The 23,238-nt window shown below is 61.2% G+C and carries 21 protein-coding genes; 8 read left to right on the forward strand and 13 right to left on the reverse strand.

Annotated elements, in window-relative coordinates:
* Positions 1 to 38: 38 nt before the first annotated feature.
* The 5 genes from PSUM_RS03020 to PSUM_RS03040 all read right to left on the reverse strand — a co-directional run bounded on the left by PSUM_RS03020 (position 39) and on the right by PSUM_RS03040 (position 5,169).
* The gene (locus tag PSUM_RS03020) at positions 39 to 668 is read right to left on the reverse strand and encodes a UbiX family flavin prenyltransferase (protein WP_083348947.1); all 630 of its coding nucleotides are present in this window, start codon (positions 666 to 668) and stop codon (positions 39 to 41) included.
* Complete coding sequence (locus PSUM_RS03025) at positions 665 to 2,050, reverse strand: UbiD family decarboxylase (protein ID WP_083348948.1); 1,386 nt, start codon at positions 2,048 to 2,050, stop codon at positions 665 to 667. Before PSUM_RS03025 ends, PSUM_RS03020 begins: the two co-directional genes overlap by 4 nt.
* Positions 2,051 to 2,182: 132 nt before the next feature.
* Positions 2,183 to 3,088, reverse strand: a complete 906-nt coding sequence (locus tag PSUM_RS03030) for an amidohydrolase family protein (RefSeq protein ID WP_020800998.1) — start codon at positions 3,086 to 3,088, stop codon at positions 2,183 to 2,185.
* A gap of 4 nt (positions 3,089 to 3,092) precedes the next feature.
* Complete coding sequence (locus PSUM_RS03035) at positions 3,093 to 4,022, reverse strand: amidohydrolase family protein (protein ID WP_083348949.1); 930 nt, start codon at positions 4,020 to 4,022, stop codon at positions 3,093 to 3,095.
* Between the two features lie 256 nt (positions 4,023 to 4,278).
* Positions 4,279 to 5,169 carry a LysR substrate-binding domain-containing protein gene (locus PSUM_RS03040; protein ID WP_033045400.1) on the reverse strand — a complete coding sequence of 297 codons (891 nt, stop codon included), beginning with the start codon at positions 5,167 to 5,169 and terminating at the stop codon, positions 4,279 to 4,281.
* 118 nt (positions 5,170 to 5,287) lie between these two features.
* Here PSUM_RS03040 and PSUM_RS03045 point away from each other — a divergent pair, with 118 nt between their 5' ends.
* The 5 genes from PSUM_RS03045 to PSUM_RS03065 all read left to right on the forward strand — a co-directional run bounded on the left by PSUM_RS03045 (position 5,288) and on the right by PSUM_RS03065 (position 10,953).
* Entirely contained in the window at positions 5,288 to 5,752 is a 465-nt protein-coding gene (locus PSUM_RS03045; RefSeq protein ID WP_020801001.1) for a (2Fe-2S)-binding protein, read from the forward strand.
* A complete protein-coding gene (locus PSUM_RS03050; RefSeq protein ID WP_083348950.1) occupies positions 5,752 to 7,956 on the forward strand; it encodes a xanthine dehydrogenase family protein molybdopterin-binding subunit in 2,205 nt (734 codons plus the stop codon). Before PSUM_RS03045 ends, PSUM_RS03050 begins: the two co-directional genes overlap by 1 nt.
* Before the next feature lie 5 nt (positions 7,957 to 7,961).
* Positions 7,962 to 8,855: a LysR family transcriptional regulator gene (locus tag PSUM_RS03055; protein ID WP_020801003.1), complete on the forward strand. Its 894-nt coding sequence runs from the start codon at positions 7,962 to 7,964 to the stop codon at positions 8,853 to 8,855.
* A gap of 168 nt (positions 8,856 to 9,023) precedes the next feature.
* Positions 9,024 to 10,520 carry a helix-turn-helix transcriptional regulator gene (locus tag PSUM_RS03060; protein ID WP_083348951.1) on the forward strand — a complete coding sequence of 499 codons (1,497 nt, stop codon included), beginning with the start codon at positions 9,024 to 9,026 and terminating at the stop codon, positions 10,518 to 10,520.
* A gap of 181 nt (positions 10,521 to 10,701) precedes the next feature.
* Complete coding sequence (locus tag PSUM_RS03065) at positions 10,702 to 10,953, forward strand: DUF1652 domain-containing protein (RefSeq protein ID WP_033045404.1); 252 nt, start codon at positions 10,702 to 10,704, stop codon at positions 10,951 to 10,953.
* Between the two features lie 487 nt (positions 10,954 to 11,440).
* Here the strand turns inward: PSUM_RS03065 and PSUM_RS03070 are convergent, their stop codons facing one another.
* The 5 genes from PSUM_RS03070 to PSUM_RS03090 form a co-directional block, all read right to left on the reverse strand.
* Entirely contained in the window at positions 11,441 to 12,208 is a 768-nt protein-coding gene (locus tag PSUM_RS03070) for an SDR family oxidoreductase (protein ID WP_007976320.1), read from the reverse strand.
* A 115-nt stretch (positions 12,209 to 12,323) separates the two neighbouring features.
* Complete coding sequence (locus PSUM_RS03075) at positions 12,324 to 13,391, reverse strand: phosphotransferase family protein (protein WP_020801249.1); 1,068 nt, start codon at positions 13,389 to 13,391, stop codon at positions 12,324 to 12,326.
* Between the two features lie 143 nt (positions 13,392 to 13,534).
* A complete protein-coding gene (locus PSUM_RS03080) occupies positions 13,535 to 14,503 on the reverse strand; it encodes a 2-hydroxyacid dehydrogenase (protein WP_083348952.1) in 969 nt (322 codons plus the stop codon).
* 161 nt (positions 14,504 to 14,664) lie between these two features.
* Complete coding sequence (locus tag PSUM_RS03085; protein ID WP_020801251.1) at positions 14,665 to 15,261, reverse strand: TetR/AcrR family transcriptional regulator; 597 nt, start codon at positions 15,259 to 15,261, stop codon at positions 14,665 to 14,667.
* 29 nt (positions 15,262 to 15,290) lie between these two features.
* Positions 15,291 to 15,674 (reverse strand): tautomerase family protein, encoded by a 384-nt coding sequence (locus tag PSUM_RS03090; protein ID WP_042955961.1) that lies wholly within the window; start codon positions 15,672 to 15,674, stop codon positions 15,291 to 15,293.
* Positions 15,675 to 15,938: 264 nt separating this feature from the next.
* On the opposite strand from PSUM_RS03090, the gene PSUM_RS03095 reads away from it, so the two are divergent.
* Positions 15,939 to 17,219 carry a serine/threonine transporter gene (locus PSUM_RS03095; protein WP_020801253.1) on the forward strand — a complete coding sequence of 427 codons (1,281 nt, stop codon included), beginning with the start codon at positions 15,939 to 15,941 and terminating at the stop codon, positions 17,217 to 17,219.
* Positions 17,220 to 17,408: 189 nt separating this feature from the next.
* Here the strand turns inward: PSUM_RS03095 and acnB are convergent, their stop codons facing one another.
* Positions 17,409 to 20,009 carry a bifunctional aconitate hydratase 2/2-methylisocitrate dehydratase gene (acnB, locus tag PSUM_RS03105; RefSeq protein ID WP_020796321.1) on the reverse strand — a complete coding sequence of 867 codons (2,601 nt, stop codon included), beginning with the start codon at positions 20,007 to 20,009 and terminating at the stop codon, positions 17,409 to 17,411.
* Between the two features lie 408 nt (positions 20,010 to 20,417).
* Between acnB and PSUM_RS03110 the strand changes: the two genes are divergently transcribed.
* Positions 20,418 to 20,888, forward strand: coding sequence for a DUF1289 domain-containing protein (locus PSUM_RS03110; protein WP_033042326.1), 471 nt, complete (start codon positions 20,418 to 20,420; stop codon positions 20,886 to 20,888).
* A 119-nt stretch (positions 20,889 to 21,007) separates the two neighbouring features.
* Here PSUM_RS03110 and PSUM_RS03115 read toward each other — a convergent pair whose 3' ends face one another.
* A complete protein-coding gene (locus tag PSUM_RS03115) occupies positions 21,008 to 21,871 on the reverse strand; it encodes a universal stress protein (protein WP_020796319.1) in 864 nt (287 codons plus the stop codon).
* Between the two features lie 168 nt (positions 21,872 to 22,039).
* Here PSUM_RS03115 and PSUM_RS03120 point away from each other — a divergent pair, with 168 nt between their 5' ends.
* Positions 22,040 to 22,648, forward strand: coding sequence for a MiaE family protein (locus PSUM_RS03120; protein ID WP_008063957.1), 609 nt, complete (start codon positions 22,040 to 22,042; stop codon positions 22,646 to 22,648).
* Between the two features lie 19 nt (positions 22,649 to 22,667).
* Here the strand turns inward: PSUM_RS03120 and PSUM_RS03125 are convergent, their stop codons facing one another.
* Positions 22,668 to 23,156, reverse strand: a complete 489-nt coding sequence (locus PSUM_RS03125; RefSeq protein WP_033042330.1) for a GFA family protein — start codon at positions 23,154 to 23,156, stop codon at positions 22,668 to 22,670.
* Between the last annotated feature and the right edge of the window lie 82 nt (positions 23,157 to 23,238).

The raw sequence follows: 23,238 nt of genomic DNA on the forward strand, positions 1-23,238 counted from the left end.
TCAACTGTGGGAGCGAGCCTGCTCGCGAATGCGGCGTGTCAATCAGCGAAGTTGGCGACTGATTCACCCCTTTCGCGAGCAGGCTCGCTCCCACAGGGGGTTGTGGGTTCTCGCCAGCGCGTTGCCGTGCCGGCATCGAGGCCGAACAGGTCGAGGACGCGACCGAGGCTGTGGTCGACCATCTGTGCCAGGTCTTGCGGGCGGGCGTAGAAGGCCGGAACGGGCGGCGCGATGATTCCGCCCATCTCCGTGACAGCCGTCATGTTGCGCAGGTGGGCGAGGGTCAGCGGGGTTTCCCGGGCCATCAGCACCAGCGTGCGGCGTTCCTTGAGCGTGACGTCGGCGGCCCGCCCGATCAGCCCTGAAGAGGTGCCGGTGGCGATTTCCGCCAGGGTGCGCATGGAACAGGGCGCGACCACCATGCCCAGGCAGCGGAACGAACCGCTGGCGATACCGGCCGCTACGTCATCGGCGCGGTGATAATGGCTGGCCAGCGCCGTGACGTCGGCCAGTTTGTAATCGGTTTCGTGGGCCATGGTCAGCAGCGCGGCGCGGCTGATGACCAGGTGGCTTTCAATGTCCAGTTCGGCGAGCAATTGCAGCAGGCGTACGCCGTAGATAAAACCCGACGCACCGCTGATGCCGACCACCATGCGCTGGCGGTTCATGATTGCAGGCCAGCGAGCAGTTGGCGGGCGCGGTCGACCGCATCCCGTTCAAGTTGCGCCTTGATCCCGTCGAAGCCTGAGCCGCGGGTAGCGTCCAGGCCCATTCGCGAGGTAGTGCCGTTGACGGACGATGACGGGTCCAGCGGGCTGCCAGGCAAGCCATCGATGACGAAGATGTCCTGGTGCGGCTGGAAGTGCGTGGCCAGCGCCCACAGCACTTGACTGTCGTCGCTGATATCGATGTCGCTGTCCACCGCGATCACGGTCTTCAGGTACGGGTCCCAGCCGAGCAGGGCCAGCATGATCTGTCGCGCTTCGCCGTCGCGGCTTTGCTCCAGCGCGACGTAGCAATGAAAATGGGTGCCCGAATTCGGGTAGTGCACGGCGGTGACGGCGGGGAAGCGTGCCTTGAGCTTTTCGCTCATCTCCGCTTCCCGGGGCAGTCGCGCCAGGGTCAGGTGTTCGGCGTAGCGACCGCCGACCACGTCCACCAGCCAGGCGTCCTTGCGCCGCATCAGGGTATCGACCCGCAGTACATTGTTGGTCGAGCGATCCGAGGAGTAGCCGCTGAATTCACCGAACGGACCTTCTTCGGCATAGGCCGTGGGATCGATCGCACCTTCGAGGACAAATTCTGCGCTGGCCGGGACGCCGATCCCGTAGCGCGGGGTCTTCACCAGCTCCAGCGGCGCGCCGAACAATCCGCCCGCCACGGCGCGCTCATCGCTGCCGAACGGCAAGCGTGCGGCCGCCGCGAGCATGAACAAAGGGTGCGCGCCGACCACCATGGCCACGCGCAATTCTTCGCCACGCTCGCGGGCGGTTTGCAGCATGCGCCACAGATGGCCCCGTGAGTGCAGGCTGGTGGCGAGGGTCTGCCGGGCGTGGCGCATCGAGCGGTGGTAGCTCATATTGGCGATGCCGCTGACCGGGTCCTCGGCAATGATGATCGCGTTGGTGATGTAGGGACCGCGATCACTGGCGAAATGCTTGAGCATCGGCAACAGCGCCAGGTCCACGGCTTCGCCTTCGTAGATCTCGTCCAGCACCGGGCCGCTTTCCACGTAGCGCGGGGCGATGGGGTTGTTGGCGCGTTGCTGGAACGTCTCGTGCAGTTGCGCCGGGGCAACGCCGAACATTCGTGCGATACGGGTACGGGAGGCAAACAGGTTGGTGGCCACTGGCACGCCGAAGGTGCCGACTTTTTCGCAGATCAGCAGCGGGTCGCGGCCCAGTGTGGCCAGGGCATCGACCAGGGCGGTGACGTCCTGGTCGGCTGAAAGGGATTGCCGGACCGTCAGCACATCGTCCGGGTATTGCCGGCGATAGGCGTCTAGAAAAACATGAAAATCCTGGGTATCGCCGAGCGTCGAGAGGGTCATGGTTTCACCTCGTGAAAAAGGGACAGCGAGGTCCCTGTGGGAGCGAGCCTGCTCGCGAAGAGGCCGTGTCAGGCGACATCTGTACCGCCTGACACTCCGCTTTCGCGAGCAGGCTCGCTCCCACATGGGGTACTACGGGTACGTCGTGGTCAGGCGAATATCCGCCTCGGCCAGGTCCTTGGGTGGCGGCGTCGGTTCGATGCCGCACAACCGGGCGATGTTGTTGCCCAGGTAATCCTCAAGGTGGTCCTCGTCGATGCCCAGGCCTTGTGGTGCGGGCGAGCACAGCACCTCAAGCTCGCGCAGCCACATGCCCGGCTCGTTCGGCGGCGAGTCGGTGCCGAACACGATCTTGTTGCGTGGCAGGTCCTTGGCGAACTCGACAATCCGTGACTGGAAGCACCAGCCCGATTCGCAGAACACGTTCGGCGTGTCCATGGCCATCCAGAACGCTTCGAACGAGTAGTTGCCGCCGGTCTGGATACCGAAGTGGCCGATGATGAAATTGACCATCGGGAACTCACGGATGATCGGGTAGAACATGGTTGGAATGGTGTACGGGCCGTCGCCCGTGTGGATCAGCACCACGATGTTGTACTTGGCACACACCTTCATTGCCGGACGCAGCCAGTCCAGCGCCCGGTCCGGACGATAACCGTGCATGTTGGCGTGCAGCTTGAGCATCTTGAAACCGTATTCCTTGATGTGGAACTCCAGCTCCGCCGCACCGTTTTCCGGCCCCCAGCGCGGGTTGAAGTTGAAATTGCCGATGAAACGGTCGGGGTATTTCACGCACAGTTCGGCGACGTAGGACATGTAGTCCCGCACACCCTCACGGCCACGGCGGTTGCCGTCGCGGTAACCGGTGTTGCCCGGCGGTGGCTGGATGAAACCCATGTCGATGCGGCGCGGCTTGCCGTTGATCATGTACGGGCCGTCCATCAGCTTGAGCATGCGCTCGCCGGTGAAGGGTTCGCCGGTGTGGCGCCAGGCCTCGTCGACCAGGTTGGTGGGGTGCAGATGGGTATCGATGATCATCGGTTCAGCTCCTGGCCAGTTGCGTGGTGACGGGACGCTTGAGTTGCGCCTCTGCTTCGGAAACGGAACGGGGTGGCGGCGTGGGTTCGAGGCCGATCATCCGTGCGGTGTTGTTGCCCAGGTACTCTTCAAGGGTGTCTTCGTCGAGGTTCAGGCCTTGCGGCGGTTCGTGGCACAGCACTTCCAGCAGGCGCAGCCACATGCCCGGTTCGTTCGGCGGCGTATCGGTACCGAAGAGAATCTTGTGGGTGGGCAAGACCTTGGCGAACTCGACGATCCGCGATTGCAGGCACCAACCCGATTCGCAGTAGACGTTGGGCAACTCCATCGCCCATTGCATCGGTTCGAACACGTAGACGCCGCCGGTCTGCACGCCGAAGTGAGCCATGATGAAATCGACGTTGGGAAACTCCTTGATCATCGGCACCCATTCCGACGGGATGCTGTACGGCCCATCGCCGGTGTGCAGCTTGACCGGGATGCCCAGTTCGGCGCACTTCTCGAAGGCCGGGCGCACCCAGTCCAGGGCGCGGTCAGGACGGTAGGCGTGCATGTTGGCCTGCATCTGGACCATCTTGAAGCCGTGTTCCTTGACGTAGCGCTCGATGGCCTCGACGCCGTTTTCCACGCCGCAGCGCGGGTTGTAGACGAAGCAACCGATGAAGCGATCCGGGTAGGCCTGGACCATTTTCAGCGTGTAGGCCATGTAGGCGTCGATGGATTCGCGCCCGCTGAGTTCACCGTCGGTCCAGGTGTAGATGGTGTTGCCCTGCGGGGGCTGGATGAAGGCTTTGTCGATGCGGCGAGGTTTGCCGTTGACCATGTACGGGCCATCCATCATCTGCAGTAGACGCTCGCCGGTGAACGGGTCGCCGTCATGCCTCCAGGCGAGGTCCACCAGATCGGTGGGATAGCAACTGATATCGATGATCATTGAAGTCGATCTCCTGATAGCGGGGAAAGGAACCTTGCGGTTCGCTAGCAGCCACGTCCGGGCAATCGGCCATTTCTATGCGCAAAGACTCACGCATTCCCTCGCCTGGTCGCATCCGGCTCGGGACGCTGGCTGCTTGGGGAGGAGTATTGGAAGGGGGGGTGAGGTTCGTACAATATTAATTGGGTAGGGGTTTGATATGCGTTCGATATGGAGCATGAGTGGTGGGTTTTTCCGGCCTCTTCGCGAGCAGGCGTCAGTGTTGTGTACGCAAAGCCAACTGCTTGACCGCCTCGACCACCGGCGCCACGCGCTCACCATGTCCCGGCGGCCACACCGCATACAGGTTGTAATGCGCCGCAATCTGCGCCTCGTTCAACATCACCAGCCGACCGCTACGCAACGCATCTGCCGCCAGCAAACCGCGCACCAGTCCCGCGCCAACACCGGCCTCGGCCGCCGCAATCAGGTTGGCCGCGTTATCGAACACCACCCTTGCCGCAGGCTCGACGGGAGGCATTCCCGCCGCATCCAGCCAAGGAATCCACGACCGTCGCGTATACCCCAGCAACGGCAGTTCGAGGATCTGCGCCGGGCTCAGCGGTAACTGCAAACCGTGCCGCTCAAGCAATCGGGGCGACGCCACCGCCATCACCCGATCCCCGCAAATCTGCGTCATCTCGCAGTCGTCCCAATCGCCATAGCCGTAGCGCAGGGCCAGGTCCACGCGTTCAAACGTGCTGCGGTCCGAGCGCGGCATCGACAGCAACACCACCTCATGCTCGGGCAACAGGTCCAAAAGCTGTGGCAAGCGCGGATTGAGCCAGCTCTGGGCCAGTTCGCTGTCTACGTCGATCGTCAGCCTCTGCGCCACACTGCGGTTCTTTACCGAAGACAGCGCCCGGTCGATTTGCGCCAGGCCGTCGGACAGCACGCTGGCAAACAACTGCCCGGCGTCAGTCAGGTTGCTGCCACCCCCTTCGCGCACGAACAGCGGCTGACCGATGAAGTCTTCCAGGGAACGGATCTGCTGGCTGATGGCGCTGTGGGTCAGGTCCAGTTTGCGCGCGGCGCTGGAGAAACTGCCGCTGCGGGCGGCCTGGATGAAGGCACTCATGGACTGCACCGACGGGTATCGCTTGTACATGCTGTTAGTCCTACTTACACAGGATGGCAGAAATCGTCGCTGGCCCGATTTTCACCAGGCTTCCAATAATCGAGCACCAGGCCTGCACAAAGACGGGCCGCTCTCTTGGAGCCTGACAATGATCGAATTCACGGTAAACGGCGAACGACGCGAGCTGGTAGAGACGTCCCCCTCCATGCCCTTGTTATGGGTGCTGCGCGACCATTTGAAACTCACCGGCACCAAGTTCGGTTGCGGCATGGGCCTGTGCGGCGCCTGCACTGTGCATCTGGACGGTGTCGCGGTGCGGTCCTGCCAATTGCCGGTGGCCGCCGTGGCGGGGCATCGGATCACCACCATCGAAGGCCTGTCGCCCACTGGGCAGCATCCGCTGCAACTGGCCTGGGTTGCCGAAGATGTGCCGCAATGCGGTTACTGTCAATCCGGTCAGATCATGTCCGCCGCCGCGTTGCTCAGCTCCGGTGCAGAAGTGAGCGACGACTCGATCCGCAATGCCATGTCCGGCAACCTGTGCCGCTGCGGCACCTACGGGCGGATCAACAAGGCGATCAAACGCGCGGCCAACGCGCCGAAGGAGGCGTGATGTCGATTTCACGGATGGATCTCTCGCGACGTACGTTTCTCAAGCAAACCGCGACCGCTGCCAGCGGCCTGGCCATCGCGTTTTACCTGCCCTGCGGCCTGTCTGCGACAGACCCCAAGGCCCCGACGCCGGCCAGTGACTTCGAACCCAATGCCTGGGTGCGCATCCTGCCCGACGGCACGGTGAAACTGGTGGTGCACAAGCACGATTCCGGCACCGGCACGCACACCGCGCTGGCCGCGTGCGTAGCCGAGGAGCTGGACGTCAACCCGATGTCTGTGCAGGTGATCTCGCCGGAAAATCCGTTCTTCGAAACCTACATTCACCCGATCTGGAAGGTCTTCTCCACCGGCGGCAGTACCAGCGTGTCGCTGGAGTACGAGCGCCTGCGCATGGCCGGGGCGACGGCGCGCACGTTGTTGCTCACCGCCGCCGCCAGGCAGTGGAAAGTCAGCGCCGACACCTGTACCACCGAGGAGGGGCGCGTCGTGCATGCGGCGACCCAGCGCAGCCTTGGTTACGGTGAACTGGCCGTGGTTGCCGCGCATCTGCCGGCACCGACCAAGGTCACGCTCAAGGACCCGGCGCAGTTCAAGTACATCGGCAAGCTGCGGCACAAGCGCGACGCCCAGGCCAAGGTCTGCGGGCGCTTCACCTACAGTATCGACGTGGTGCTGCCGGACATGCTGGTGGCGGTGATTCAGCGCGCGCCCGTGGTCGGGGCGAGCGTCGTATCGGTGGACAGCACGGCGGCGCTGCAGGTGCCGGGCGTGCGCAAGGTGATCAAGGTGCCGGGCCGTCCCGACGTACTCGGCGGTAACGTCGCGGGCGTGGCGGTGTTGGCGGACCATTACTGGGCCGCGCATCAGGGCCGCGCGTTGCTCGAGGTGCAATGGAGCGACTCACCGCTGGCCGGTTTCGACAGCGATGAACTACACAAGGCCCAGGCAGCTGCGCTGGCAGACGAGGGCGCACAACGGGTCCGTGCAATGGCTGCCGGGGACGTGAGCGGACAATGGCCGAACGCCGCGAAACTGCTCGAAGCCGAGTACCGCATGCCCTACAAGGTGCAGAATCCGCTCGAGCCGATTTGCATCACCGCACAGGTCAAGGATAACGCCATCATCTATTGGGGCGGCGTGCAGGTGCCTTCCTCGGCCCTGGAAGCGGCGAAAACGGTGTGCAAGATCGTCCAGGACAAGGTCACCATCCATGAGTTGGTGTCCGGCGGCAGTTTCGGCGCGCGCGAAGCCAAGTACTGGTTGTTCGAAGTGGCGTACCTGGCGCAGCAAACCAGGGTGCCGGTAAAACTGATGAACAGCCGTGAAGACGAAATGCGTTCATTGTTCATGCACCCGGCCACGCTCCATCGGGCCAAGGGGGCGCTGGACGCCCAGGGACACTTGACGGCGTTGCAGCTGGAGGCCGTGTCACCCGCCTCGCCAGAGCAGTGGGAACCGGGCTACTTCGAACGTCCCGATAAAATGGACTACAGCACCACCGAGGCCATCACCGCGTGGGATTTCGCCTATCGCCCGGCAAACCTCGACCTTGCATGGGTCAGGCACGAAACCCGGGTGCCCAGCGGCTGGTATCGCTCGGTGAGCTTCATCCCCAACGTGTTCGCCGTGGAGAGCTTCATGGATGAGCTGGCCCATGGCGCAGGGCAAGACCCGTTGGCCATGCGCCTGGCCAACATGCAGGATCGGCCACGGCACGTTGCGGTGCTCAAAAGCGCTGCCGAGCGCGCCGGTTGGGGCCAGCCCCTGCCTGAAGGGACGGCGTTGGGGATCGCCACCAACCAGGGCTACAGCAGTTTCATCGCGGTGGTTGCACGGGTGTCGAAACAGGATGGCGTAGTCAAGGTCGAGAAGCTCACCTGCGTTGTCGATTGCGGTCTGGCCGTTTCGCCTGGCGGCGTCGAAGAACAGATCTACGGCGGCCTGATGTGGGGCCTGGGGCACGCCTTGTTCGATCGCCTGGACATCAGGCAAGGCAGGGTGGTGCAAAGCAACTTCCACGATTACCGGGTAACGCGCATGTCGGACATGCCGGCGCTGGACATCCTGCTGGTCGAGGGTGATCCGGGCAAGCCCGGTGGTGTAGGCGAGCTGGGCAGCCCATCGGTGGCCCCGGCCATCGCCAATGCCCTGTTCAGCCTGACCGGCGTGCGCCAGCGCTCGACCCCCTTGAACCTGGGGTAGTTGTCATGGACTTGCGTCTGTTGCGCTACTTCATGGCGCTGGCCGAAGAGCTGCATTTCGGCCGGGCCGCCACCCGCTTGCACATATGCCAGCCTCCGCTGAGCCAGCAGATTCGGCTGCTGGAGGAGGAACTCGGGACGCCGCTGTTCGAGCGCAGTCATCACCGGGTCGAGCTGACCGCCGCCGGGCAGATGCTCAAGGAACAGGCACCGCTGGTGTTCGAACAGCTCAACCGTGCGCTCGACCTGACACGGCAAACCGGTCGCGGCCAGTTGGGCGAGCTGGAAATCGGCATGATCAGTTCGGTGATGGTCGGTGTGCTGCCTCGGGCCTTGCACCTGTTTCGCGAACGTTATCCGCAGGTGAGCTGGCGCCTGCATGAGATGACGCCGGCGGCGCAGGTCAAGGCGCTCAAGGAAAAACGCATCGATGCCTGCGTGTTCCGGGTCGGCTATGACGATCCGCAGTTGCGCAATGAACTGCTGATCTACGAGCCGATCCGGGTGGTCATGCCGGTCGATCACCCGCTGGCCGCAAAACAGCTTCTGGCACCCGCGGACTTGGCGCCCGAGCCGTTCGTGGCGCTGGAGCTCAAGCAATCGCGTTTTGCCGATTTTCTCTACCAGTGCTGTATCCAGGCCGGATTCACGCCGCAGATTCGCCAGCAGGTGATCGAGGTGCAAACCTTGCTCAGCCTGGTCCGCGCCGGTTTCGGCGTGGCCTTGTTGCCGGCCTCCATCGAACAGCTGGCGCCTGCAGGCCTGGTGTTCCGGCGCCTGACCCCGGCGTTGCCGGAGGTGCCGTTGTACGCTACCTACCGAGCGGACGACGATTCGCCGGTACTCAAGCTGTTTCTCGATACGTTGCGTGAGCTGGTCCTGCAAGACCGGCCGGCTTAACGCACAACCTTGTGGGAGCGGGCTTGCTCGTGAAGGCGGTGGATCAGTCCCTGAATCTGTTGAATGACACACCGCTTCGCGAGCAAGCCCGCTCCCACAGGTTCTTTGCACTATCCGAAAAACAGGCGGTCGGAGACTTCACAGAGTCACCCAACTTGTGGAGTCGCAATGAGCCAGGACGTCCTGACCACCGAAACCAATCGCCGCCAGTTGCAGCAGATCATCGCAGGGCTGACCGACGGGGTTATTCTGCTCGACCCCGATCAGTGCATTCTCTGGGCCAATGACGCCGCGCTGGCGATGCACGGCGTCGAGCGCATCGGCGATCTGGGGGCCAATGCCAAGGAATATGCCAAGCGCTTCGCATTGCGGTATCGCAATAACCATCCGGTCCCGGCGCACAGCTACCCGATCAACCGCGTGGCTCGCGGCGAGACCTTCAGCGATGTGCTGGTAGAGGTGACGCCAGCGGCGGATGAAGAGACCATGTGGGTCCATCGCGTGCGCAGCCTGGTGCTGGCCGACAACCGTGGCGAGCCGGAATCGCTGGTATTGATCATGGACGATGTCACCGACTGGGCGAGCGCCGAGCAGCGTTTCGAAAAAACCTTTGCCGCCAACCCGGCGCCCGCGGTGATTTGCCGTCTCAGCGATTTGCGTTATATCAAGGTCAATCCGGGTTTCCTCGAGATGACCGGTTACGCCCGTGACCAGGTGATCGGCACGTCGACCTACGAGCTGGATGTGCTGGCACAGGCTGAAAACAGGGATCTGGCGAAACAATGCTTGCGCGACGGCACCACCATTCCCCAGATGCAGGCCGAACTGCAGTTGCCCGCAGGCGGTACCAAGCAGGTGATCGTCGCCGGGCAGCCCCTTGAGCTGCATGACGAAGCCTGCATGCTGTTTTCCTTCGTCGACATGGAGCCCCGGCGCAAGGTCGAAGTGGCCCTGCGCCAGAGCGAGGAGCGGTTTGCCAAGGCCTTTCGCCTGACGCCGGTGCCAACCTTGGTGTGCAGCGCCAGCGACCAGGTGGTGATCGATGTCAATGATGCGTTCCTCGATACCCTCGCGTACTCCAGCGAAGAGGTGTCCGGTAAAACCATCGCCGAGATCGAGGTTTTCCATGACAAAGGGGCACGCACGCGGTTCTTTACCACCCTGGAGAAAACCGCAAGGCTGGATCGCGTTGACGTGCGTGTGCGCAGGAAAGACAACGAACTGATCGATTGCGCCGTTTCCGCCGACACCGTGAACATCCAGGGTAGCCCTTGCTACCTGTTGGTGTTGATGGACATCACCGAGCGCAAACGCACCGAGCTGGAATTGGTGGCGGCCATTGAAGAGGTGATGAAAGATGCCTCCTGGTTCAGTCGCACGCTGATCGAAAAACTCGCCAACGTGAAGAACGTCAACGCACCGCAGTTGCCCAGCGTGTCGTTTACCGACCTGACAGCTCGGGAGCGCGACGTGCTGGAACTGATCTGTGCAGGCCTGGCGGACAAGGAAATCGCTGCGCGCCTGAAACTGGCGACGAATACCGTGCGCAACCACGTTGCGACCGTGTATTCCAAGTTAGACGTGCACAGCCGCAGCGAGGCGATTGTCTGGGCGCGCGAACGCGGACTGTTTTCCAGTGCATGGCGTCCAAAGACTCAAGGGTAAGGTGCAAATGCACTAATCGAGGGGGTGCAAACTCAGGTTCTGGCAGGTAGGTGGCAAGCCTTAGGCTAAGAGCGGGCGAATGACGTTTACCGATCATTCATCCTCCCTGGGTCGTAAAAGGAACAGCCATGCTCGACGAATGCATTACCCACGCACTGGATGGCCGCGGTGGGCTGTCGCAATGATTTACATAGCGCAGCTGCGCACGCAGCTTGAACAGACCTTTTCGCCGCTGGCCTGTGAGTGCAATATCACTGGCGATCATACCTTGACTATCAAGCTCTATCACCCGGTGTCGGGACAAGTCGATCTGGTCGTCAGCGGATTGAACGTAACGATGCTGCAGACACCCGAATCGGTGGCGGCGCTTATCGAAGAATTGAGGTATGAACTGGAATGCAACAGCCTGCAGCGCCCGGATCCGGTAGTGTAGGAATTGCCAGGTTTGTCATGCCCGGACGAGTGAATACGCGATAAGAAAGTACAAAAGTGATTTTTCTGCAGCCGCACCGTGAACTTTCCAGCGGTGTTCTGTTGTCACACAAACGTGTACATCCTTTTTCGCGGGTCAGCCTATGAAAAGTCTTGGGAAACGCGTTTTTGCTCCTGTGGCACTGTGTGCCGTGATTATCGGTGGCTGCTCCAGTCCGCCGCCACCTCCACCTGCTGCACCACCACCGCCGCCTGAAACGACCTGCCAGACCTCGGATAGCACCCAGGTAATGGGCGATATGCGGGCGGAAGGGGAGGTAAAACGCGAAACAACCGTGACGCGGTGCGTCACCCAGTAAAAACGTAAGCCCCCTGTAGGAGCGAGCATGCTCGCGATGGTCGTTAACGATAACGCTGAGAACCTGACACCCCTTGTCGTTCTCAGGTCCATCGCGAGCATGCTCGCTCCTACATAGGGGTGTATCAGATCAGGACAGGAACCCACCGTCGACGTTCAGCGAAACGCCCGTGGTGTAGCTCGATGCGTCGCTCGCCAGGTACAGCACGGCGCCGGCCATCTCGCTTGGGTCTGCCACGCGCTTGAGCGGGATCTGTTGCAGCGCAGTGTTCAAGATCGCCTCGTTTTTCACCAGCGCCGACGCAAACTTGGTATCCGTCAGGCCCGGCAGCAGGGCGTTGCAGCGGATGCCAAACTGCGCGCATTCCTTGGCAAACACCTTGGTCATGTTGATCACGGCTGCCTTGGTCACCGAGTAGATACCCTGGAAGATCCCGGGAGAGACGCCGTTGATCGATGCGACGTTGATGATGCTGCCGCCGCCGTTTTCGCGCATCAGTTTGCCGGCTTCCACTGACATGAAGAAGTAACCGCGGATATTGACGTCGACGGTCTTCTGGAAGGCGCTGAGGTCGGTGTCCAGCACGTTGCAGAATTGCGGATTGGTCGCGGCGTTGTTGACCAGGATGTCCAGGCGCCCGAACTGTTCCTTGATGCCGGCGAAGACCTGGCTGATCTGTTCCATCTCGCCGATGTGGCAGGCGATGGCGGTGGCTTTGCCCCCGGCGGCGATGATCGCGTCCGCCACGTGCTGGCAGCCCTCGAGTTTACGGCTCGAGACGATCACGTGGGCGCCTTGCTGGGCCAGCAGTTTGGCGATGGCTTCACCGATGCCGCGGCTGGCGCCGGAGACGAATGCGATCTTGCCGTCGAGGTCGAACAACTGAGTCTTGGACATGATTTTTCCTTTTTATGGAGCCGAAATCGCCTTCTGTAAGAGCCCGGCTTGCCGGCGAAGGCGTACCTGAGGCCGCCTTCGCCGGCAAGCCGGGCTCCTACAAGTGGGAGTGGTATCAGAGGCTGGATTTGTGGATGACCTGCAAGCTCATCTGCTCCAGGAGTTTGTTCATGTGAATGAACTGCGCGAAGCGTTTGTCCTGGGTCTGGCCATGGTAGAAGCGGTAGTAGATCTGCTGCACGATACCGGCCAGGCGGAACAGGCCGTAGGTGTAGTAGAAGTCGAAATTGTCGATTTCGATGCCTGAACGCTGGGCGTAATAGTCGACGAATTCGCGACGGGTCAGCATGCCCGGTGCGTGGCTGGGCTGACGGCGCATCAATTGTACCGGCGCCGGATCCCCGGCTTCGATCCAGTAGGCGAGGGTGTTGCCCAGGTCCATCAACGGGTCGCCCAGGGTGGTCAGTTCCCAGTCGAGCACGCCGATAATCTGCATCGGGTTGTTCGGGTCGAGGATGACGTTGTCGAAGCGGTAGTCGTTGTGCACGATGCTGGAGGTCGGATGATCGGCAGGCATCTTGTCGTTGAGCCAGGCTTTCACGGCTTCCCACTGCGGCGCATCGGGGGTCAGGGCTTTCTCGTAACGATCGCTCCAGCCTTTGATCTGCCGCGCCACGTAGCCTTCGGGCTTGCCGAGGTCGCCGAGGCCATAGGCGTTGTAGTCGACACGGTGCAGTTCGACGAACTTGTCGATGAAGCTCTTGCACAGCGCTTCGGTCTTTGCCGAGTCCAGCCCCAGTTCCGGCGGCAGTTCGGAGCGCAGGATGATGCCGTTGACCCGCTCCATCACATAGAACTCGGCGCCGATCACCGCTTCATCAGTACAGTGCACATAGGCCTTCGGGCAATACGGAAAACCGTCGCGCAGTTGATTGAGGATGCGGAATTCGCGCCCCATGTCATGGGCGGACTTGGCTTTGTGACCGAAGGGCGGGCGACGCAGGACGAACTCCTGTTCGGGGTACTCCAGCAAGTAGGTGAGGTTGGACGCACCGCCCGGGAACTGGCTGATCCGTGGCAGGCCGCTCAATCCCGGAATGTGGGCCTTGAGATAGGGATCGATCAGGCTGGCATCGAGTTCTTCGCCGGCGCGGGTGCGGGTGGATTGGTCAGTAAGCGTCATGCTTATCCCTTCTGCTTATTCTGGAGGCCTGAAACTATTGGCTAATCTAATGCGCGCACCCGGCACCCACAACCTCGAACAGCCCTTATAGGTGAGCGTGTTGCCGGGCAATCATTGCTTTTGATACACCTGTTTGAATTGCCTTACTGGACGGCTTGGGTAACCACACCCTTGGGCAATTCGATGGGGGTCAGCACGGGCTGGCCGGAAAAATACGCCACGAGGTTGCGCCCCACCAGTTCCACGGTGCCTTGGGTGGCCTCGGGGGAAAGCCCGGCCACATGCGGGCTGAGGATTACGTTCGCCAGGGCCTTGAGGGCATCCGGCACCTTGGGCTCGGCATCGAAGACATCCAGCGCGGCACCGGCGATCCGCCGCTGCTCAAGCGCGGTAATCAGGTCGGCGGTGACCACTACGCTGGCGCGGGCGATGTTGACGAAAAATCCGTTCGGCCCCAGGGCCTCGAGCACCTGCCTATTGATCAGGTGCTTGGTGCCCAGCCCTCCCGGGGTGGCGGCGATCAAAAAGTCAGAGGCACGGGCCAGTTCGGTGGGTGTCGAGCAGAACTTGTAGGGCACATCGCTGCGGTGCTGGCGGTTGTGGTAACTCACCGTCATGTCGAAGCCCGCGGCGGCACGTTTGGCGATGGCCATGCCGACCGCGCCGAGGCCGAGAATGCCCAGGCGCTTGCCGGCCAGGGAAGGGCGCATGATTTTTGGCCATTCACCCCGACGTACCGCGGCATCGCAGCGGGGGATATCGCGCACCAGCGACAGCAGCAATGACATGGCATGGTCTGCCACCGAAGAGGCGTTGACCCCGGCGCCATTGGTGACGGTGATGCCCCGGTCGGCGGCGGCTTGCAGGTCGACTTGTTCGTATCCCGCGCCAATCACGCAGATGATCTTGAGGTTGGGCAGGGCGGCGATTTCATCGGCGTAGAGACCGAGAGGGCCCCGGGTCAGGACGGCGTCGATCTGGCCGCTGTGTCGGGTGACGGCCTCGGCGCGCTCGGCAGGCGTGGGCGCCAGGATCAGGTGAAAGCCCTGATGTTCGAGGATGGGCAAGTAATCATTGATGGTTTCAACCAGTACCAGAACGGTTGCAGGCATGCTTTGCTCCTGTGGGCAGCGGGCAGTCGGGCGCGAACGTCGGTCGAGAGTGCTGGTTGCGAACCATTTTGGCAATCTCACTGGCGTCGCTCCTCAGTGTAGGAGCTGGCGAAGCCTGCGATCTTTTTAAGGCAGCGAATATTTTTGATGACGCCGAATATTCAGTCCGGGGCAGGGGACTCTGTCAGAAAATTCTGGGCCGCCTCGAGGATTTCCTCCGACAGGGCGTCACCCCGGGTGGCCCGCGCCAGTGTCAGCGCGCCGACCATCAGTGAATACTGCACCAGCGCTTGCTGCCGCTTTTCGGCGGCATCGTCCGAATCCATCAGTTCGCCCAGGGCATCGAGCAGTCGGTTCAGGCCGGCCATGAACGGCTCGCGCAGGCTGCTGTCGGCGTGCTCGTGGCACATGTCGCCGGCAAAGGCCACCACCGGGCAGCTTTCACCAGGGTTATCGCGGCTGTAGACCGACAGGTAAGGCTTGATCAGTGCCTGGCGCGCCGCCGCCTTGTCGTCGCCCTGGGTGATTCGTTCGCGCCATCGCGTACCCACTTCTTTGAATGCCCGCTCGCTGGCCTCCCTGGCCAGCGCTTCCTTGGACTGGAAGTGACCATAGAAGCCGCCATGGGTCAGCCCCGCCGCCGCCATCACGTCGACGACGCTGATCCCGTGCAGGCCGCGTTCGCGAAACAACCGTGTGGCGGCCTCGACGATGATTTCACGGTTGAGGTCGGCTTGTTTGCGGGAAACGCGGGGCATGGGCGGCTCACAGGTCAATAAGTTGGCGATCAGAGTGCGTATTGGGCAATGCCATTGCCGAACGACCAGTTCTCTTTCTTCACTTCCACCAGATTAATGAAAACATCCTCCAGGCGCACGGCCAGTTGCGTATTGAGGCTTTCGACGATGGTTTTGTAGAGCAGTTTTTTCTGCTCCAGGGTTCGGCCTTCGCTCAGGGTGATCTGGATGACCACCAGGTTATCGGTGCGCTGGATGCCCAGGTACTGGGGATCGAAGATGAAATGCTGGTCGTCGTGCTCGGCAAGAATCTGGAAGTTATCGTTTTCCGGCACGCCAATCGCACTGCGCAAGGCAGCGTAGATCAGTTGTCCGACGCGTTTGGCGTAGGTGGGGTCCTGCTGTTTCTTGAGGTCGACGCGAACCAGGGGCATGGGGTGACTCCAGAGGGTTGACAGGTTCTTTAAAAATACATGATGAATAACCTTTATCAAGCGCACATCGTCGTCTGCCATTGATTGCGAGTCCTTGCAGGGGGGCAAAGGTGCAACCTGGTACCACCGTTCCTCACCTAAGTCTTTGCTTCTGTTCACTAATCCTCCAGAATCGCGCCCCTGTTTCGGCCAGGCGCTGCCTGTCGGGTATTCCGACGCGTCCTGGCCGGGTGGCAAGTGACCGGAATGTGGAGATCCCACCGGATGAATGATCAGGCCAATAGCGTTAACGAACGCTTTGTAGCAGCGACACCCGCAACTCTTACGAGCTGGAATCGCCAGGACACCACCTGGATGCTGGGCTTGTTTGGTACGGCGATTGGCGCGGGAACCCTGTTTTTACCGATCAATGCGGGCCTGGGCGGATTCTGGCCGCTTTTGGTCCTGGCATTGCTGGCGTTTCCGATGACGTTCTACGCACACCGAGGCCTGACCCGCTTTGTGCTGTCTGGCCGCGAAGGCGCGGACATCACCGAAGTGGTGGAAGAGCATTTCGGGCTCAAGGCCGGTGCGTTGATCACCTTGCTGTACTTCTTCGCGATCTTCCCGATCCTGTTGATCTACAGCGTGGCCCTGACCAACACCGTGGGCAGCTTCCTCGAACATCAACTGCACATCATGCCGCCACCGCGTGCGGTCCTGTCGTTCGTGCTGATCCTCGGCCTGCTGGCCGTGGTGCGCTGCGGCGAGCAGGTGATCGTCAAGGCCATGAGCCTGATGGTCTACCCGTTCATCGTCGCGCTGCTGTTCCTGGCGGTGTTCCTGATTCCACACTGGAATGGCGGCATCCTGACCACGGCCAGCACGCTGCCTGAGCCATCGGCGTTGCTGCGCACCTTGTGGCTGGCGATTCCGGTAATGGTGTTCTCGTTCAACCATTCGCCGATCATCTCGGCATTCGCCGTGGACCAGAAGCGCCGATACGGCGAGCACGCCGAAGAGCGCAGCTCGCAGATCCTGTCCCGGGCCCACGCGTTGATGGTGGTGATGGTGCTGTTCTTCGTGTTCAGCTGCGTGTTGACCCTGTCGCCGGCGCAACTGGCCGAGGCAAAGGCACAGAACCTGTCGATCCTGTCGTACCTGGCCAACCACTTCAGCAATCCGACCATTGCCTTCGCGGCACCGTTGATTGCCTTCGTGGCCATCTCCAAGTCGTTTCTGGGGCACTACATCGGCGCCAGCGAAGGTCTCAAGGGCCTGATCGTCAAGAGCGGCAAACGTCCAGCAGCCAAGACCCTGGACCGCATCGTCGCGGCGTTCATGCTGGTGGTGTGCTGGATCGTCGCCACGCTAAACCCGAGCATCCTCGGCATGATCGAAACCCTGGGCGGTCCGGTGATCGCGGCAATCCTGTTCCTGATGCCGATGTACGCCATCCGCAAGATACCGGCGATGGCACGTTATCGTGGCCAGGCGTCGAACGTGTTTGTAGTGGCAGTTGGGCTGGTGGCGATCTCGGCGTTGATCTATTCGCTGAGTGCCTGATCCCGTCACCTTGATCGTTCCCACGCTCTGCGTGGGAATGCAGCCCGGGACGCTCCGCGTTCCTTTCCAGAGCTGGAACGCGGAGCGTCCCTTGAGGCATTCCCACGCGGAGCGTGGGAACGATCGGTACAGGCATAAAAAAACGCCGCTCATCTCACGATGGGCGGCGTTTTTCATTGCGTTGAAACGTTAGGCTTGAACGACCGGGATGTTGGCGTTCGCAGCAGCTTCACGGAACTCGGCAATCTGGTCGAAGGACAGGTAGCGGTAGACATCGGCCGCCATGCTGTCGATCTTGCCAGCGTATTCCATGTACTCCTCGACGGTCGGCAGGCGACCCAGGATGGAAGCCACGGACGCCAGTTCAGCCGAAGCCAGGTAGACGTTCGCGCCGTCACCCAGACGGTTCGGGAAGTTACGGGTCGAAGTCGACACTACAGTCGAGTTCGGCTCTACACGTGCCTGGTTACCCATGCACAGCGAGCAGCCTGGCATTTCCATGCGGGCGCCAGCCTTGCCGTAGATGCCGTAGTAGCCTTCTTCGGTCAGTTGGTGAGCGTCCATCTTGGTCGGCGGCGACAGCCACAGACGGGTTGGCAGCTGACCCTTGACCTGTTCCAGCAACTTGCCGGCAGCGCGGAAGTGACCGATGTTGGTCATGCACGAACCGATGAACACTTCGTCGATCTTCTCGCCAGCAACGCTGGAGAGCAGGCGAGCGTCGTCCGGGTCGTTCGGCGCGCAGAGCACAGGCTCCTTGATGTCGGCCAGGTCGATCTCGATGATCTCGGCGTATTCCGCGTCTTTGTCCGCTTGCAGCAGCTCAGGGTTGGCCAGCCAGGCTTCCATCGCTTGAGCGCGACGTTCCAGAGTGCGTGCATCGCCGTAGCCTTCGCCGATCATCCAGCGCAGCAGGGTGATGTTGGACTGCAGGTATTCGGCAATCGACTCTTTGGACAGCTGGATGGTGCAACCGGCAGCCGAACGTTCGGCCGAGGCGTCAGACAGTTCGAACGCTTGCTCTACGGTCAGCTTAGGCAGGCCTTCGATCTCCAGGATGCGGCCGGAGAAGGCGTTCTTCTTGCCTTTCTTCTCTACGGTCAGCAGGCCTTTCTGGATCGCGTAGTAAGGAATGGCGTGAACCAGGTCACGCAGGGTGACGCCTGGCTGCAGTTCGCCTTTGAAGCGAACCAGGATCGACTCAGGCATGTCCAGCGGCATGACGCCGGTGGCCGCGGCGAATGCTACCAGGCCGGAACCGGCCGGGAACGAGATGCCGATCGGGAAACGGGTGTGCGAGTCACCACCGGTGCCGACGGTGTCTGGCAGCAGCATGCGGTTCAGCCACGAGTGGATGATGCCGTCGCCCGGACGCAGGGAAACGCCGCCGCGGGTCATGATGAAGTCAGGCAGGGTGTGGTGGGTGGTCACGTCGATCGGCTTGGGGTAAGCCGCGGTGTGGCAGAAGGACTGCATCACCAGGTCGGTCGAGAAGCCCAGGCACGCCAGGTCTTTCAGTTCGTCACGGGTCATTGGACCGGTGGTGTCCTGGGAACCCACGGTGGTCATCTTCGGTTCGCAGTAGGTGCCCGGGCGAACGCCGGTCACGCCGCAAGCCCTGCCGACCATTTTCTGCGCCAGGGTGAAGCCCTTGGTGCTTTCAGCTGGAGCTTCAGGCTTCTTGAACAGCGTCGAAGGTGGCAGACCCAGCTCGGTACGAGCTTTCTCGGTCAGGCCACGGCCGATGATCAGCGGGATACGGCCGCCGGCGCGCACTTCGTCCAACAGGACCGGGGTCTTCATTTCGAAGGTGGTCAGGACTTCGTCGGTGCCGTGCTTGCAGACTTTGCCAGCATGCGGGTACAGGTCGATCACGTCGCCCATGTGCATGTTGGATACGTCGAATTCGATTGGCAGTGCGCCAGCATCTTCCATGGTGTTGTAGAAGATCGGAGCGATCTTGCTGCCGAAGCAGAAACCGCCGGCACGCTTGTTCGGCACGTAGGGAACGTCGTCGCCGAAGAACCACAGTACCGAGTTGGTGGCCGATTTACGCGAAGAACCGGTACCGACCACGTCGCCAACGTAGGCGATCGGGAAGCCGGCGTTGCGCATTTCTTCGATCTGCTTCATCGGGCCGGTGACGCCTTGTGCGTCAGGCACGATGCCGTCGCGAGCCATTTTCAGCATGGCCAGGGCGTGCAGCGGGATGTCCGGGCGGGACCAGGCATCAGGTGCAGGAGACAGGTCGTCGGTGTTGGTCTCGCCAGTTACCTTGAACACACGCAGGCTGATCTTGTCGGCCAGCACAGGGCGTTTCACGAACCACTCGCCGTCAGCCCAGGACTGCAGCACGCCTTTGGCGTGTACGTTACCGTTCTTGGCTTTTTCAGCGACGTCGTGGAAGGCATCGAACATCAGCAGGGTGTGCTTGAGTTCTTCGGCCGCTACTGGTGCCAGCTCGGCGTCGTCCAGCAGGTTGACCAGGGTCACGATGTTGTAGCCACCCTGCATGGTGCCGAGCAGTTCAACAGCGCGCTTCTTGTCGATCAGGGGGGATTTGGCTTCGCCTTTGGCGATGGCGGACAGGAAGCCGGCCTTGACATAGGCTGCTTCGTCCACTCCAGGCGGAACGCGATTGGTGATCAGGTCAACGAGAAATGCTTCTTCGCCAGCCGGGGGGTTCTTCAGCAGCTCGACCAGGCCTGCAGTTTGTTCGGCGTTAAGCGGCTGGGGAACGATACCCAGTGCTGCACGCTCTTCGATATGTTTGCGGTAGGCTTCAAGCACAGTTATTACCCTCATCAGTGGTCCCAAATGGGTGTCCGGGACGCTCATCCCGAAATTGCCGTACTCATGCGCTGCGTGGCGTTGTGAGCCACTTAGCCAGAATTACCGACAATTCCTTACAGAAGCTGCTTTCAAAGTTTTACGCCTGCAGAACGGGAGCTGATGAGGGTTGGCGTTGGGCTTTTCCCCGCTGGAAAAACCCCTCGCCAACACCGCTCTGAAGGAACGACTGTGCTCGTGACGCTTTGAAAACAGCTTCTAACGGACATTGGCGCCTAAAAAGGCAGGCTGATTCTACGGCAAAAAAAAATTAAAGGTAAGTTGGCACCTGAAACTTTGAGGGGTGATCAATGTTAGACAAAGGGCTAACATGCCGTCCTGTTTTGCTTTTTCGCGTTTTGCCTACCTATGCCCAATCAGACCATCAAGACCCCCTGCGTCGGCCTTTGCTCCACTGTTTACGGTGATTTGGTGTGCCGTGGCTGCAAGCGTTTCCACCACGAAGTGATTCACTGGAACGGCTACAACGAGGAAGAAAAGCGCGCAGTATGGCTGCGTCTCGAGCAGTTGTTGTCCCAGGTGATGGCCGCCAAGGTGGAGATTTTCGATCCGGCTTTGCTGCGAACGCAGCTGGAACAGCGCAAGATCCGCTTTGTGCCGCATCAGTCCCAGTATTGCTGGGCCTACCAGTTGATCGCCCGGGGCGCGCGGGTCATCAACAACCTGCAAGCCTATGGGATGGTGTTGTTGCCGGAGTTTCGCGACTGGAACCTGCCGGAACTGCGCGACGCCATCGATCGGGAATTTTTCCTGCTGTCCGAGGCGCATTACCAGCGGTACATCGCGCCGGGGTTCCTCAAGGACGCGTTTGGCGGCTAGACCCTGAAAGCTTCGCGAGCAAGCCCGCTCCCACATTCAACCGCGTTCCTCCAGTTGATATGCGGTTGAGTGTGGGAGCGGGCTTGCTCGCGAAGACGGCCTGACAGGCGCTACGAATCTCAATGCTTGACCGCCAACTCCTCCAGGTGATCCTCGACTTCCTGGGGCTTGAGCACCAGCACATCGCTCTCTACCGCATCGAGCACCACTTCCGCCGTATTGCCGATCAACGTCCCCGATAAACCACTGCGCGCCACGGTGCCGATCACTGTCACGGCCGCCTGCAGCTTGTGCACCATGAACGGAATCAACACATCCGCCGGGCCCTCGGCAATGTGCAGGTGTTCGTTGTCGATGTCGAACTCGGCCTGGAACGCCTTGCATTGTTCGCGATAGCGCGCCTCGATGGTTTCGCTTAGCTGCAACGTTGGGTCAGCTGCCGACAGCATGGGCGACGGATGAGCACTGACCACATGCAGATGCGCCTTGGCCAGGCTGGCGATGTCGTAGCCGTAATCGATGATGGTGTTGTGCAGATGACGGTGTTCACTTTCCATATTGCCAACGTCGACGGCCGCCAGGATCACCTTGTCCTTCCACGAACCGGCGGTTTTCACCAGCAGCACCGGGGTAGGGCAGTGGCGCAGCAGTTTCCAGTCCACTGGGGTCAGCAGGGCCTTTTTCAGCGAGCTGTCAGGGAAATGCTGTTTGATGACCAGCCCGCAGCCTTCGGCCTGCTGCACGTCGACGATGGTTTCGTGCAGGCTTTCATTCCAGGCCTGCTCGGTCGTGACGCTGTACCCGTCTTGCAGCAGGGCAGCCTTGAGCACGCCCAGCATGGCGCTGTGATCGTGCTTGCGGTCACACACCAGCAAATGCAGGTGCGCCTGGGTTACACCGGCGATCAGTTTGGCTCGTTTGAGTGCCAGGCTTTCCGAATGCTCGGGGTCGATGACCACCAGGATGCTGCGAATGGCTTGCATGATCGGGATCTCCTGAAAATGAAAAAGCATGGCGTTGCACAACTATAGTTGCTGTGCGGCAATCGGTGACTTGATGCATATCAACGGTGTGACTGGTGGTCTTCGGGCAGGCCGGTATAATCGGCGCCCTTCGTTTTATACCTTTTCTACCCTTTTTCCGTGAGCCCCATGATCCTTCCCGAAATTCACGAGTTCCTCGGCTGCCGCACCCCGGATGGCTGGGTTCAGGCCGCTTTGGCCGATCAGGACACCTTGCTGATCGACCACAAGAATTGCGAGTTCAAGGCGGCCAGCACGGCGCTTAGCCTGATTGCCAAGTACCATTCCCACGTCGACCTGATCAACATGATGTCGCGTCTGGCCCGGGAAGAACTGGTGCACCACGAGCAGGTCATGCGCCTGATGAAAAAACGCAAGATCGGGTTGCGCCAACTGTCCGCCGGGCGCTACGCCTCGGGACTGCGCAAGGTGGTACGCAGTCACGAACCGGTGAAGCTGGTCGATACGCTGGTGGTCGGTGCTTTCATCGAGGCCCGCAGCTGCGAGCGTTTCGAGGCGTTGGTACCACACCTGGACGAGGAGCTGGGCAAGTTCTACTTCGGCCTGCTCAAAAGCGAGGCCCGGCACTTCCAGGGCTACCTGAAACTGGCGTACCAGTACGGGGACGCCAAGGACATCGCCCAAGTGATAGACAAGGTACGGGCCGCCGAGCAGGAACTGATCGAATCGCCGGATGTGGAGTTTCGCTTCCACAGTGGTGTGCCAGTGGCGGCGTAAAGATCAACCAGTCGCGGGCTTAACGGCTCAAGCCCAAGCGCTCATGCCACTCGGCGATCGATTCTTCGGGATAACCCTCGAACTGTTTATCGCCGGGTTTCACCTCGACCTCCACCCAGGAGGCCTTGGAGTCCAGCAACAAATGTGTGTGCTGCGGCGCCAAGGGCAGCGGCGTGTCGATCGCCGAGGCGAATGGGTGGATCAATTCCGGCCATTCAGGGCTGAATAGCCACAAGCCCGAGCCGCACAGCGAGCAGAAATGCCGCTCGGCACTGCTGCGGTGGGCGCGCTGCTCGCCTTCGCCCTTGAGCAGCGCATGGTAGATCGCGATGTTCTTGCGCCCGCGCACCTTGAGGCTATGGGCGTCACCGGCAATATTGATCGCATAACCGCCACCGCCCTGGGTCTTGCGGCAGATCGAGCAGTAGCAGCGTTGATAGGGGTAGGGATGGGCGCTGGTCAGGTTGAACGACACCGCGCCGCAATGGCATGAGCCTTCGAGTTGCATGGGAATCTCCAGTGGCCGAATTGACTCGGTTCAGCCTAGAAGATATGCGGCGCGATTGCCGACGCCTTCGCGAGCAGGCTCG

The organism is Pseudomonas umsongensis (genome assembly GCF_002236105.1).
GTDB classification, from domain to species: domain Bacteria; phylum Pseudomonadota; class Gammaproteobacteria; order Pseudomonadales; family Pseudomonadaceae; genus Aquipseudomonas; species Aquipseudomonas umsongensis.